Origin of the sequence: Enterococcus sp. C57 (assembly GCF_040887305.1) — a bacterium.
In the GTDB taxonomy this organism is placed as follows: Bacteria; Bacillota; Bacilli; order Lactobacillales; family Enterococcaceae; genus Enterococcus_B; species Enterococcus_B hirae.
In genome coordinates, this window is the sequence record NZ_JBFOFP010000009.1 from 79,738 (window position 1) to 93,390 (window position 13,653).

The 13,653-nt window shown below is 37.6% G+C and carries 10 protein-coding genes; 2 read left to right on the forward strand and 8 right to left on the reverse strand.

The genetic code is table 11. The features are described from left to right. Positions 1–5 precede the first annotated feature (5 nt). Together AB5M32_RS11220 and AB5M32_RS11225 are read right to left on the reverse strand one after the other, a co-directional pair. The gene (locus AB5M32_RS11220) at positions 6–458 is read right to left on the reverse strand and encodes a MarR family winged helix-turn-helix transcriptional regulator (RefSeq protein ID WP_053766210.1); all 453 of its coding nucleotides are present in this window, start codon (positions 456–458) and stop codon (positions 6–8) included. A gap of 95 nt (positions 459–553) precedes the next feature. Continuing rightward, complete coding sequence (locus AB5M32_RS11225; protein ID WP_010737012.1) at positions 554–1,153, reverse strand: NUDIX hydrolase N-terminal domain-containing protein; 600 nt, start codon at positions 1,151–1,153, stop codon at positions 554–556. A 256-nt stretch (positions 1,154–1,409) separates the two neighbouring features. Between AB5M32_RS11225 and AB5M32_RS11230 the strand changes: the two genes are divergently transcribed. Continuing rightward, on the forward strand, positions 1,410–2,864 hold the full coding sequence (locus tag AB5M32_RS11230) for a helix-turn-helix domain-containing protein (RefSeq protein ID WP_178287124.1): 1,455 nt from the start codon (positions 1,410–1,412) through the stop codon (positions 2,862–2,864). Between the two features lie 137 nt (positions 2,865–3,001). Here AB5M32_RS11230 and AB5M32_RS11235 read toward each other — a convergent pair whose 3' ends face one another. From AB5M32_RS11235 to tdc, 4 genes are all read right to left on the reverse strand, one after another. Beyond that, on the reverse strand, positions 3,002–5,545 hold the full coding sequence (locus AB5M32_RS11235) for an HAD-IC family P-type ATPase (RefSeq protein WP_368024465.1): 2,544 nt from the start codon (positions 5,543–5,545) through the stop codon (positions 3,002–3,004). A 109-nt stretch (positions 5,546–5,654) separates the two neighbouring features. Further along, positions 5,655–6,974 carry an amino acid permease gene (locus AB5M32_RS11240; RefSeq protein ID WP_178287120.1) on the reverse strand — a complete coding sequence of 440 codons (1,320 nt, stop codon included), beginning with the start codon at positions 6,972–6,974 and terminating at the stop codon, positions 5,655–5,657. A gap of 16 nt (positions 6,975–6,990) precedes the next feature. Further along, positions 6,991–8,421, reverse strand: a complete 1,431-nt coding sequence (locus AB5M32_RS11245; protein WP_178287118.1) for an amino acid permease — start codon at positions 8,419–8,421, stop codon at positions 6,991–6,993. A 315-nt stretch (positions 8,422–8,736) separates the two neighbouring features. Further along, positions 8,737–10,569: a tyrosine decarboxylase gene (tdc, locus tag AB5M32_RS11250; protein WP_034700473.1), complete on the reverse strand. Its 1,833-nt coding sequence runs from the start codon at positions 10,567–10,569 to the stop codon at positions 8,737–8,739. A gap of 495 nt (positions 10,570–11,064) precedes the next feature. Here tdc and AB5M32_RS11255 point away from each other — a divergent pair, with 495 nt between their 5' ends. Further along, positions 11,065–12,495, forward strand: coding sequence for a helix-turn-helix domain-containing protein (locus tag AB5M32_RS11255; protein ID WP_178287116.1), 1,431 nt, complete (start codon positions 11,065–11,067; stop codon positions 12,493–12,495). A gap of 234 nt (positions 12,496–12,729) precedes the next feature. On the opposite strand, the gene AB5M32_RS11260 is transcribed toward AB5M32_RS11255, so the two are convergent. Beyond that, complete coding sequence (locus AB5M32_RS11260; RefSeq protein WP_010720989.1) at positions 12,730–13,089, reverse strand: DUF1622 domain-containing protein; 360 nt, start codon at positions 13,087–13,089, stop codon at positions 12,730–12,732. After that, positions 13,079–13,450 (reverse strand): DUF1622 domain-containing protein, encoded by a 372-nt coding sequence (locus AB5M32_RS11265; RefSeq protein ID WP_010720990.1) that lies wholly within the window; start codon positions 13,448–13,450, stop codon positions 13,079–13,081. The genes AB5M32_RS11260 and AB5M32_RS11265 overlap by 11 nt, the downstream gene beginning before the upstream one ends. Positions 13,451–13,653: the final 203 nt, after the last annotated feature.

The following is a 13,653-nucleotide window of genomic DNA, read 5'->3' on the forward strand; positions in this document are numbered from 1 at the left end:
TCCTTTCAATAAATTCTTTTGTTTCCTTTTTTTATATAATGCCAATCTTCACTCACATTTTTCCGAACTTTTTGCAAAAGTGTGTGTAATTGCAAAACTTCTTGCTGGGATAACCCTTTGACAGCTACTTGATTGGAATAATGATGCTCTCGAAGGATAAACGGATAGACTTTTTTTCCACGATCCGTTGGGTAAAGTTTTTTTATCTTTTTATTGTTTTTATCTGGCATGCTTTTTATCAGGTCTTTTGCTATCAATTTTTTCACCGCACGTGCCGTCGTTGTTCGGTCAACGTTGATCATCTCAGCTAACTTTTCTTGAATAATGCCAGGATGTTCACAGATTCGTACTAAATACAGGTATTGTCCTCTTGTCAAATCAACTTCTTGAAACTCAATGTTACTAATCGAGTCCAAGGCACGGGCAATTGCTCCAATCTCTCGAATGATTTCGTCCATTTTAACCCTCCCTTATCTAGCTTTAGTATGATTTTACTCTTTTTTATTGCATTTGCAACAAAAAATTGCTAAAAATAAAAAACTACCTTCCCTGATCAATCACAATAAGGCAAGGTAGCTTTTTCTAAAATCAATAGTTGCTCTTTGGTCGTACGTTTCAGCGAGAGTTTTGGTAAATCATTTAAGTGGAAGAATTTCATATTAGAAGTTTCATGGTTTGCCACAAATGTACCTGACAAGATAGCGCAAGAAAAAACAATTTTATAGTACTGAAAGGCTTGAGGGATGTCTGTGCGCAGATTCGTATCAAATATCGCTAATAATTGACCTACTTCTACCTCTAGCCCAGTTTCTTCTTTGACTTCTTTACGTATATTTTCTTTAGGAGACAAACCAACTTCTGCAAATCCTCCTGGTAATGACCATTCTTGTGTTTTTGTATCTTCGATCAATAGAATCTTCTCGTCTTGTTTGATCCATGCACGTACGTCAACTTTTGGTGTTGGATATCCTTCATGAGCTTCTATTAGGCTTGTCCATTCTTCCTTTGTTTCCAATCCCACTTCACTCAGCAGCTTCAACGAGATTTCTTGCAGCTCTTCATATCGTTCTTTGTCAAACACGTCTTTCCCATAAAGCAATCCAGCTTGAGCAATCGCTAGTAAGCGGCGATAATCGTTTAGTCTGTTTTCCATTCTACTCACTCCTCTCACATGACTATCTTTTTACTTATTTTAGTATAAGTCAAATTTTTTAGCTAACTTCTACTTTAAATAAACGAAGGCTGATTGAAGTAAAAAAATCCAAAAAACTCATCCTTTATTTGATATTGTGCCTTTTTTCATTATACTAATGGTAAGCGCTATCTAAAATAATCAGGTTTCATTATGAAGATACGGCGAAACGAGTGTCTTCCTCACTTGTCATACTTAACAAAGAAAGGTTGATCCGATGTATTCTTTAATGAAAAAAATCATTACTGAAAAAGATATCAAACGCCAAGTCTCTTTAGTGGAACTATTACTGAATCACTCGCAAATAACTGTGAACGAATTGGCCGAAGCTGTCAATACCACAGAGCGTACGATTTTTTCTGATCTTCAAACAATCAAAACCCAATTACCTAAAGGCTGGCTAATCAATAGTGACCAATCAGGGATTCAACTAAAAAACGAACAGAATCTCCTGACAAATGAACTGTGGGAAATTTTTCTGACACAGTCGATCAGTGTTCAATTATTGAAAGAATTATTAACGATTAAAGAAGTCGCTACCCCCACCTTTTTAGCACGTAACGGCTTGTCTTACGAAACATTGAATCGTCATGTCAAAAAATTGAATCAACAATTAGTCGTCTACGAATTACAGATCGAACAAAACCGCCACCGTTTGTCGTTTTCAGGTGAAGAAGAAACCATTCGGCTATTTTATCATCGGTTACTTATGCCGTTTACCCATAACAACTATTTCTTCGAGGATTACTCGATCCATGAATCTCACTACTTCCGATTTCTCAAACGTTTACGACAAGCTGAGTTAGCTGTTGACACCGAAGAGGTATTCGGGATTTGTTGGTTTTTTATCAACACGATTCGGATCAAAGCTGGTTGTCGAATCCCGACTTCATTGTTTTCTACCCAGGATCAATTATTTTTACTCTATGCTCCTGAATTAGAAAAACTGTACCGAACTGAAGGGGTCTATCTTAAAGATAAAGAAGCAGCGTTTGCTTTTTCCTGTTTTCTTGACAGCTGGAACTATAACAACTCTTACCCGCCTATGATCTTGGATATTTTACACCGTCACCCTGCAGAAACAAACATTCGTGAATTTGTAAATCGTCTATCAGAAAGCTTAACTATCAAAGAGTTAGAACAAACAAACTTACCGGAAAATTTGATTTTATTACTCCTGAAATACTATGAATCACCGTTATTGATCGAACAAACAACCAAGCAATATCACTATTATTTAAAAGAATATGAACAAGAATACCCAGAGTTATATCCTCATAAATTCGCTTTGTTGCAACAAGTCAAAGAATCAACGAGCATGGTCAAAAAGGTCACCAATGAGACTTATTTCTTTTATTTACTTTCTTTATTGATCCAACAGACACTTTTAGCCGTGCAGCCGTATCAAGCAACGATTTATTTTATTTTTCAAGGGGAACCTTCATGGAAAGCTTTTTTGCAACAAGAATTAAATGCTTATTTAGGAAAGCGAGTGATCTTGGAGCCAATTGAATTGAGTCAATTGTCAGATATCACTATCAAGAAAAATGATTTATTAGTTTCAAATATTCCGATCGATACACCGCCAATGCCTGTCATTTATCTTTCAACGATCCCGACAAAAAATGAATTGGATCGTTTAAGTGACTTATCGTTGCGATCGTATTTGTAACTCACACTTAGTCTTTTTATGCTCTGTCTTAACATCGATCAATGATCAAGTAACTAACAAAAGCTTATAAATGTCTATTTGGTAATGGCCAAAGAGTACGTTTATAAGCTTTTATTTCCTGTTTGTGGTGGTACTTTTTACGTGGGTAACTCAGCATTTCGTTTTTTGGCGATCATCTTACTGATCCGCTTTTCGATCTCAACGATTACAAAAAGTAATAGAATATTTAGTAAGATCGGTAGTTGCTCTGTCAGGGAAAGACTTGTTGTCCCAATTAGCTGTTGTGCGATCGGTAAGTAAATCACTCCTGCTTGTAAGAGGATCAACATCCCGAGTGACAAGAACAACGCTTTGTTTTCAAATAAACTTCGATTCAATGAAGGATCAAGTAACTCGCGGCAATTGATCATATACACAGCTTGAGCAGCTACGATATTTTGTAAGAGCATGGTTTGTTGGAGCGCTTGTCCTTCAAAGCTCATTGCTAGTAAATAAGCAGGAATCATGATCATCAATGACACATAAAAGATTCGAAACACACTGTAGCGGGTGAGAATCCCTTGCTTTGGATCTCTCGGTGAGCGACTCATCGTGTCCTTACCAGCTTTTTCAAATCCTAAAGCATAGGATAACGTGATCGTAGTAACCATGTTCACCCATAAAATTTGGACAGGTGTCAGTGGTAACGGCTGGTTAACGAGTAGTGCCCAAATAATGACCAGTCCTTGGGCTAAAGCTGTTGGTAAGAAAAAATTGATTGTTTTTTGAAGATTGTCGAGAATCCTCCGCCCTTCTTTGACCGCTTTAGCGATCGTATGGAAATTATCATCCCCCAGTACCATGTCCGCTGCCTGCTTGCTCACTTCACTCCCTTTGATTCCCATAGCGATTCCTACATCAGCACGCTTCAAAGCTGGCGCATCATTCACACCGTCACCCGTCATTCCAACGATTTCTTCATTTTTTTGAAGAGCATCCACGATCCGTAACTTGTGTTCCGGTGTCGTTCGGGCAAATACATCTACTGATTTCACTTGTTTCGCTAGTTCTTCATCGGATAAACGATCAATGTCAATTCCTTCTAACACGTTTTTTGTGTGTTTGAGACCGATTTGTTCAGCAATTGCCTGCGCAGTGTCTTTATGGTCTCCTGTGATCATTTTCACCGAGATCCCTGCATTTTGACATTCTTTGACTGCTCGGATCGCACTCTCTTTTGGTGGATCGATAATTCCTGCAATCCCTACAAAGGTCAGTTCATTCAATTGATCATGTCCTAATTCTTGATCAGGAGCAAGTGTCTTATAAGCAAAGCCTAAGACTCGTTGTCCTTTTTGGGCGAGTTTCATCGCTTCCTCTTGCCATTTTCCGACTTGTTTCGGTGTCAAGTTCGCTTTTGCTAGTAATACTTCTGGTGCCCCTTTGACATAAACAATCGCATGTTCCTGTTTGTCATGCATTGTTGCCATGTATTTATAGCTTGAACTAAATGGGATTTTTCCTTTGACTGGCTCCAAAGGTAGTGATGCTTTTGCCGTGTAACGCAGTAAAGCAAGTTCGGTCGGGTTTCCTGTTAATTCGGCCACGTTTTGATTTGCTTTGGTTTGGATCTCTTGGCAGTTTTTCATGATTGCCAACATGGTTTCTTCTTGATCCGTCACTGTTTCGACAACACTCATTTCGTTTTTTGTCAGGGTTCCTGTTTTATCCGAACAAATCACGGTCATAGAGCCAAGAGTTTCCACAGAAGGCAAGCCTTTAATGATCGCTTGCTCTTTAGCCATTTCGTTCACACCTAAAGAAAGGATCATCGTGAGTACTGCTGGTAAACCTTCCGGGATCATCGAAACGATCAAAGCAATAATCGTTGAAAATAAGAAGTTCATTTCCAAGCCATATCTAAATGTCGTGAAAAAGAGTAAGAACAAGCTAAGGAAAAGAATCCCACGAAAGATCTGCTTGTTTAGTTGGTTGATCTTTTTAACGAGTGGTGTAGTTTGTTGTTGGACTGATTGTAGTGCCTGATTGATTTTCCCGATTTCAGTGGTATCTCCCGTTTCGATGACCACACCAATCGCAGTCCCTGTTTGAACTAAGGTACCAGAAAATGCCAGATTCTTCTGATCTCCGGTTGAGACAGTTGTCGTCAATCGTTCGCTAGTCTTTTCAACTGCTTCCGACTCCCCCGTCAATGCGGCTTCTTCTACCATGAAGTCATGGACCTCAATCAAGCGAACGTCTGCAGGTATAACATCGCCTGCTTTCAACGCTAACAAATCACCTGGTACTAATTCCTTAGCTGGAACCAATTCTTTGATCCCTTCTGTGAAAATCACCGCGTTCTGTCCTAAAAGTTTTTCTAAGCCGTTTAACGCTTCCTCAGCCTTTCGCTCTTGCCAATAACCAACAAAACTATTGACGAGAACGACTGCCAGAATAATACTGCCTTCAATCACTTCTCCTGTAAAAAATTTTAACAAAGAAGCAACCAATAAGATAATCATCAATAACTCTGTCAAATGCTTCAAAAACTTTCGTAATGGACTAACTTTCTTTTTTACTTCTATATGATTATAGCCGTTTTCTTTTAAACGACTGATACGCTCATCTTGGTTTAGCCCATCTGGAGTCGTTTTGAGTGTCTTCATCACTTCTTGGGCTGTTTCTTTATACCAGACCATCGCAATCCCTCCTCTTTCGGTTGTGATACTTTTATTATAGGTAGGAGAGACTTGATTTAACGTCAATTATTTCAGAGGGCCCTGAAAAAAATAGGGGAAAAATATCGAATCATTTTGGAGCGGTCTGACGAATCCGTTGATAGATCAAGTTCAAGGCACCAAACCAAACAACGGAAACTACGGGAATCACACGAGTAGTTGGTTCAAAAAACAAACTGATTCCTACCAAACCAAAAAAACATAGAATGAGTCGATCTTTCCATTTTTTCAACTGACTTTTCGTTAATTTTAGATGGGCAAATAAAATAGCTGACCAGACAAATAAGAACGAAATCGTGGTCATGCCTGCAAGTAATTGAAATAAAATCCGACTATCTGATACAAAAAAGTGTAAACAAAGTCCTAATAAAAACATGCCTCCAGTAAATAAGATACCGTGCAAGGGCACACCTCGAGAAGATAATGTTAGAAACCATTTTGAAAGATTTTTTTCTTTTGCCGTATTATATAAGATACGACTCGTACTATAAATGGCACTATTCGTGGAAGAAAGTGAAGCAACCAAGATGATCAAGTTGATGACTCCTGCCCCTTTGCTACAATGAATGAACTGTAACATCGTGACCAACGGACTTTCTTTTAAATCTAAAGTTTGCCAAGGAACGACTAACAAAATCGCCACGATCGTTCCAATATAGAAAAAGAGGATACGTGCGGGTAAACATTGGATCGCTTTTTTAAGGTTTTTCTGTGGATCTGCTGTTTCGCCCACCGTTAAACCGATCATTTCAACTCCGGCAAAACTAAATAAAACCATTGGAAAAGCAGCAACTAAGCCGGTTAGTCCAAATGGAAAAATGGTTTGAAGCTGATCAAAATTTTCTCTGACACCAATTCTTGGTGACTTGAAGTACAAAAAGCAAACGCCAATCCCTAAAAGAATAAATAATAAAATCCCAAAAATCTTGATAGTTGAAAACAAGGATTCCAACTCACCAAACCAGCGAACAGCAACTACGTTAATGATCACTAAGGCAATAAGTGCGAAGATCCCACTGATTAAGGGAGAGAGTGCTGGTAACCAAAAGCGGATATATAAACCAATCGCTGTCAATTCGGTTAATCCAGCACCCATCCAACATAACCAATACGTCCAGTTGACTAAAAATGCCCATCGTTCGCCTAAATAGTATTGGATGAAATCGCCGATCGATTGAAACTCATTATTGGATAAAAAGAGCTCACCCATCGCATACATCAACCCATAAATAGCGAGACCACAAACAAAATAAGTAAGCAAGACAGCAGGTCCCGCCAACTTGATTGCTTTGGCAGAACCTAAGAATAGTCCAGTCCCGATCGCACCTCCTAGCGCAATCATCTGGATATTCCGGTTCGTCAAAGTTTTCTTCATTGTGGTTCTTTCCATCTTACTCACCTTTTCTTTATTCTTGATTCAATTTTTGTTGGACTTCTTGTTCCCATGATGGTTTTCTGATTTTATCAATACATAATGGGGCAATAAATAAGATCAAACTAATCAACGTTACTGCGATAAAGTTGATCAACGTTCCAGCTTGCATCGTCAAGCCTACCGAACAGCCAATTGCTGCAAAAAGAACAAGTACAACGATCCATGCACCTAAATCACCCTTGCCACCTTTTTTACCGATTCTAAATGGTCGAGCAAGTTCAGGTTTGGCTTTTCTTAATTTCAAAATAGCAATCCCCATAATGACATATACAATACAATAAATCACTGTCGTGGAGTTCACTAACATCAGAAATGCCTGATTGACACCTGGTATCAACAAATAAAACAAAGCAAAGATCGAAATAATCGTTGATTGTGTTAAGATCACTGATTTTGACACATCAAATTGGTTCGTTTTCCAAAAATTAAATTTTGGTGGATATGCTCCTTTTCTCGCACTTGCAGTGACTGTTTTGGCTGGTCCTGAAGCCCATGCAGATAATTGGACAGCTACACCTACAAAGACTAATAGACTGAAAATATTAACGATGATATGTGGTAATCCTAGAATCTGACAATAGATTGAAATGGATTGCGCAATATTATTCAACTCCATTTGGCCTTTGGGTACCACATTTGCTACGACTAACGCATTCAACGTATTCACAAAGAAGAGAAAAATCAATGCAGCAAAGACCCCTTTAGTATAAGTTTTTACAGGATTTTTCAAACGGGTGATGTAGACAGATGACATCTCGATCCCCGTAAAGATAAACATGATTGGTGCAAAGTAAACGAATGATTTCGCTGTTTCTGCATCAGGGATCAATTTAGCCCAAGAAAAATGACCTAATGTTGCATGTGGTTGGATACCGACTTTGATCCATGAAAAAATACCTAAAAGAAGCATAATTGCTAATGGAATATATAGACCTAACCAAACACCGATCTTCCCACCAATTTTAGCCATATCAAATTTCAAATTTAATAATGTAATGATCCAATACACGACTAGAATAACGATCAAAGTAAATTTACTGTTCAACCCTAAAGGAACGTTATCAATCATATTACCCAACAAAGGTGCTAGCGCTGAAGCGACCATTACCATCCCTGGAAACATTTGGACCCATAAAAGCCATGAGACAACAAAGCCCCATTTTCGTCCTAAAGAATTTGAGACCCAGAGTTCTGGTCCACCTTTTTGGGGAAACATCCCAGCAAATTCACCTGAGATCAACGAAATAGGAAAAGCATAAAATAATACCGCTACAAGCATATAGAAAAGCATCGTCCAACCCGTGGCTGCAACATCAGGAATGTTCCGAACACTAGCAACTAAGGCACAAGTCATACCGATGAAAGTCAGTGTAGTGATTTGTGAAGTTTTCGAATCTGTCATTGTTATTTTCCTTCTTTCCATCAACACAGAATAAACTATCTAATTTGAACGTTACAGGGGGGAAAAGCTATGAACGAAAAAAATTAATGGCAGTATTTCATTTTGAAAAAGAACTGCTTGCGTTTACCCGATTACTCACTAGTCTTCAACTATCTGAGTTTGACATAATCTTGATATCTTGAATCGGAAAAGCGTTTGAACATCCACTCTTTCTACTCTGAATACAACAATTCAACGTGCATCATCTATCTTCTTTGATCATAGCTTCCTGTAACACCGTTCTTCACTAGACAGTTTATCGGTTAATTTTTATTGTTATAAGATTTCATTGAGTGTCTTTTCCATGGCTTTGGTAATGCCTTGCGTATAGAACTCGAAAATCTTGTCATCATTAAGATATGGTGTCATAATTGCCGCTCTTAGCAATGTCACTTTTTGTTCTTTTTGCCATTCTTCTTTCGAAAGACCTATCCGTTCAATGAAAGGAAGTGGGGAATCTCCATATTCTTCTTTCATAAAGGTCGTATGTGAAGTAATGAAATGTTCACTATAAACATCCCCTTCCATATAAGAAGAACGATTGAACATTTTTTCATTCAATTCATTGATCGTTTTTAAATCCGTGCATCCTTTGACTTTAAATACCCAATTGACCATATTAAAATCTGGATGATTCAAAGGATAAACTTCAATCGTTTTCCCTTTGATGGTAAAGCTCAATTGTTCTAAAAATGCTCGGAATCGTTGAGCTGCTTCAATCGAGGCACCAATCAATTGACCATAACCAGTAATGTTCAATGGCAATACACGATGAGCAGTCCAAACAGCAGCAGCTGTTGCCCCGGCTTTTGATCCTTCTAAAATATAGGCGCCTAACATGTCCGGTGCTTTTACTGATTTTTCAAAAACATAAGGAGCAAAATAGGAAATAATGTTACGCATTTCTTTGTGTTTGATTGCGATACCTCCAGCAGCATAAGGAACATAGCCCATTTTATGCGGATCGATCGTGACCGAATCTGCCTCAGAGATTGCTTTGAACCCATCGTAAACACTTTGATCAATGGAAACATCATAATTAAATACATGATGTTCTTCAAAAAAGTCTGGCAGAGATTCATAAGGTACAAACTCGCCTGCTTCATTTAAGAACAATGCACGTGCATATCCGCCATAAGCTGCGTCAACGTGAAGATAGAAATAAATTCCTTCTTTGTATAATTTTTCTCGCAATTCGACGATTTTATCTACACTATCCACTTGGCCTTCTTCCGTAGTCCCAACGACCGCTACCACACCTAGGACTGGAATTTTTTGTGCGGCTAATTCACGGATCGTTTTTTCTAAAATAGCAACATCCATACGATAATCTTCTTGAACTGGGATAGCGATCATTTGATCTAACCCAATCCCGCAAATGTCTAAAGCTTTCATCCATGAATAATGCTTCGTTTGTGGCACTAACCATTTGCCAAGTTCTTGGAGGTGTTTCCCACTACGAGATGAAGCTGCTTTGACAGCATCTAATTCTTCATCACTGAAGGTTCCAACCATTTCTAAGATTTCTTCGACAGAAAGATTCAATAGTTCCCAATCTGTTTTATCTTTGACTTTTTCAGGATAAACTTCCTTCACTGCAAGGGGAATAGATTTGATACAACGTGCATACCAAAGACCTTCAAGGTTTGCGATCGAGCCATCTGCTGTAATATGGCCCCAGCCACCGGTCATATTGAATAAATCAGCAAAATCTTGTCCTACTTCTGCCTCCATTTGTGAAGTTGCCATAGAAGATTCCAATGCCACATTATTCGGATTCCAAAGCATAGCGAAGTTATAAGCAAGCAAGGCAGGCATCAATGTCTCAGCGTTCATTTGCCCCCAATAACGCCCAGCAGAATGCCAAGGGATTGATCCTGCACGCATCCGTTGACTGACTTCATCCAAGACTTCCACCATATGCTCACGAGTGGCGATATATCGAGGTGCTTGTTTGTCGGCTTCACTAATGGCTGCAACGTCACCAGGAAGATAATTCTCTCTCCAGCCTAAATGTTCATCGACCATCTTGTTCAATTGCATTTTGTAAAATGCGCCATTTTCTGATTTGTCGCCAATAAAGACGGCTTTGATATCCATATCTTTCATGTCTATTACCTCCATATTGTTCTCGTTGGCCAACGATTTTGTAACTGCAGATGAAACCATCCATCTGTATCACACTACTGACTATAGAACAAAAAATGAGATAATTTTTTTTATAACATTGTAAAATAACCCCTTTTTTTAGAAAAAAATAAAGAAAGTCTGATTTTTCAGAATTTTCTACTCATAATAACGAATATTTTATAAAAACATGAGATAAAAAACTGTTGTTTCTTAAGTGTGTTTAAAAATAAATACGTATATTAAAAAAATAATTATTTTATTTATCCGTTTACTCATCCATTTTTTACTTTTATTGTATTTTTTTCACAAGGATTTTTTCTCTTTATATTTTTATAAAACATCGTTTTATAACAAAAAAGCTTGTCAACACAAGCTTTTTCATTCATATGAAAAAAAATAAAGGTGTTTTAAACTTTAAATCATGGCATAATGAATGGTACATTGTTCAACCATCTACAAAGCGGAGGAGTTTTAATGTTTGAAGACTATTTGGAAAAAAATATTTTACGCCAGTTATTTCTTTGCGGTCAATTCTATCACAAAAAAGAAATCGATTTAGACGAACTATCCCATTTATTACAAGTCTGCAAAACAACGTTACTCAATGACATCAAAGCGATTCGAACTGAACTCAAGGATGAGATCATCTATAGCCACCGAGAAAAAGATACTTGTTCCTTGTATTTTGATCCTACGATCCCTCGTTTTCGCCTGATACAAAAATTAGCACGCCCTTCTTTATTTCTTAAAACTTGTCAGTTATATCTTGAAAATGAACCTAATTATCTCCAACTGACTGAAATCGAGTATATTTCTGTTAGCAAAGCGTATTCATTAAAAAAACAAGTACTTGCTTATTTTGAAGATTGTGACATTCAAATCCAACACCACTCTCCACGATTTACGGAGATCGAACGTCGTTTATTATTATTGAATGTGACTTATCGAACGGGTACCTTGAAGATCCCAACACTTCCAGCAGACTACTTCCTGGCAATAGATGAATTTATCGAATCGGTAACCTTTAATAGCAGGCGTATCTACGATAAAGACAACCGTGAGATCTTACGTATTGGATTGTTGATCAGCTATTTGTCTCAAAAAAGGCATCCCTTATCGATTGAACAAGATTTTATAGCCGAACTTCAAAAACGCCCCATTTATCAATATGTGATGGATGCATGGCATACAACTAAACTAAAATATTATTATCAAGAAAATGAAGTATACTTTGCTTTGATCTTATTTAATCTCAGTGATTATGGCTTCAATTCTTACCAAGCAATCGAAGAAGACTTCTGTCACCTCCATCAAGTTTTCATTGAAGATAGCCAATCAATCAAGCAACTGATTACCCAGTTTGAAAGCTATTTCAATCGAAAATTCATCGGTAACCGAGCATTCGAACGCGCTTTAATTCGTTTGATGCGCACCGCATGGGATAATTATCAACTCTTTGTACCTGAAAAATTTTATCTTCTGTCCCCAGAACAGCAATCCTTATTAGCCGAAATACAGCCTTTATTCAACCAATGGTTAGCCCAATTACCTTATAGACTACGACTTAAAATCAATTGTTTGGAAGCTTTCGTTATTGAATTAAGTGGCATTTTACGCATTAATAAAACAAAACTCCACGTCCGTATCGTTACCAACTCAGACGTAAAATATCTGATTTACCGAGAAGCCTTAGAGTCCGTCACTACTTTCGATATGGAAGTCGATCCCGTTGTTTATCAGCACTTAGATGAAGCGATAAAAAGTGCTGCACAACAAGAAAACACTCGGATTTTATGTGAAAAAACTCTCTATACGCCAGAAGCAGAACAGTTTCCGACAATTGTTCCCGTTTCCGTAGACACAATTGAAAAATCGATTGTCTGGGCAGTTCAAGCAGTTCGATAAGCCGTGCTGGGAAAAACCGGCGTATGCTTCACTGAAAGCCAGCTTCCAGTGAAAAAACCAAGTTGTTAGCACAACTGTTTAATAACGTTCGTTCTATAAACTGGCCGATGTTAGGCAATTAAAAAGCAAAACAAAAAATCTCAAAACTTGGAAAGTTGTTTTGAGATTTTTTCTATATTGCAAATGTTTCTACGTTGGCACATCGTAATAAACGAGTTGCGTGATATTTATAACTTATTGTCGTGCATCCGAGCCGATTTCTTTATTTAAAAAGAACGAAATGATCGTTCGGATCACAACCAAAGCAGCTAACTGGAAGACATCTTCCAAGGTTGGTTTGATAATGGACTCAATGATACCAGCTGAGATCAGGACTTCTAAACTCAACAAGATATAGCCACCTAACATTTTTTTGATTGCATTGTTTTGGTTAATCCGCTCTGCTTTGATTCTTCGTTCCGTAAAAGAAAAGTAGAGAAAATCTTTGATAGCTAACCAAGCACCCCAGAGAATGATTAAAATAGCAAAAACGTCTAATACGATGACTAATAGTTCCAAATAAGGGGCAAGTTTCTCGATCAAATTAATTTCCATTATGTGTTCCTACCTTTACTTGCTTTTTATCTTGTGTTTCTAAATTCAAGAAATAGGAAATAATCGTTCGAATAATGATGATCACTGCTAATTTTAAAATATCTGTCCAAGTTGGTTTGATAACTGATTCAATGATATCTGCTACCACTAGCACCTCTAGACTCAGCAAAATATAACTAGCCAATAATTTGCGTACTTCCGCATTTCGGAAATTACGCTGTTCGTAGTCTTTTTTCAGTGGGTGCCAGTCAAAAAGATTTTTTAAGACTAAAAAAATCCCTACCAGCAAAATAATGATTGAAGCAATATTTAAAATTGCGATCAACCAGTCCAAATAAGTTATCAAATTTGTATCAAACATCTCACTGTCCCCTCTCACATTCATTTTAGTTCACGAACAAATGCCTACTGTTTGATGATAGAGAAAAAGCACGAAATTAGCAAATCATCTTTTCTTTGAGAAAATAAATTCGTTTCAATGCTGAAAAGACTGAACAATTGTGTCCTGTTCCGTAAACATATCCATTCATTTTTAAAAGGCACGATTCCCACTTTCAATGATCA

Coding starts and splice junctions, on each gene's coding strand:
- AB5M32_RS11220 (WP_053766210.1), bottom strand. CDS start 458: ATGGACGAAATCATTCGAGAGATTGGAGCAATTGCCCGTGCCTTGGAC.
- AB5M32_RS11225 (WP_010737012.1), bottom strand. CDS start 1,153: ATGGAAAACAGACTAAACGATTATCGCCGCTTACTAGCGATTGCTCAA.
- AB5M32_RS11230 (WP_178287124.1), top strand. CDS start 1,410: ATGTATTCTTTAATGAAAAAAATCATTACTGAAAAAGATATCAAACGC.
- AB5M32_RS11235 (WP_368024465.1), bottom strand. CDS start 5,545: ATGGTCTGGTATAAAGAAACAGCCCAAGAAGTGATGAAGACACTCAAA.
- AB5M32_RS11240 (WP_178287120.1), bottom strand. CDS start 6,974: ATGGAAAGAACCACAATGAAGAAAACTTTGACGAACCGGAATATCCAG.
- AB5M32_RS11245 (WP_178287118.1), bottom strand. CDS start 8,421: ATGACAGATTCGAAAACTTCACAAATCACTACACTGACTTTCATCGGT.
- tdc (WP_034700473.1), bottom strand. CDS start 10,569: ATGAAAGATATGGATATCAAAGCCGTCTTTATTGGCGACAAATCAGAA.
- AB5M32_RS11255 (WP_178287116.1), top strand. CDS start 11,065: ATGTTTGAAGACTATTTGGAAAAAAATATTTTACGCCAGTTATTTCTT.
- AB5M32_RS11260 (WP_010720989.1), bottom strand. CDS start 13,089: ATGGAAATTAATTTGATCGAGAAACTTGCCCCTTATTTGGAACTATTA.
- AB5M32_RS11265 (WP_010720990.1), bottom strand. CDS start 13,450: ATGTTTGATACAAATTTGATAACTTATTTGGACTGGTTGATCGCAATT.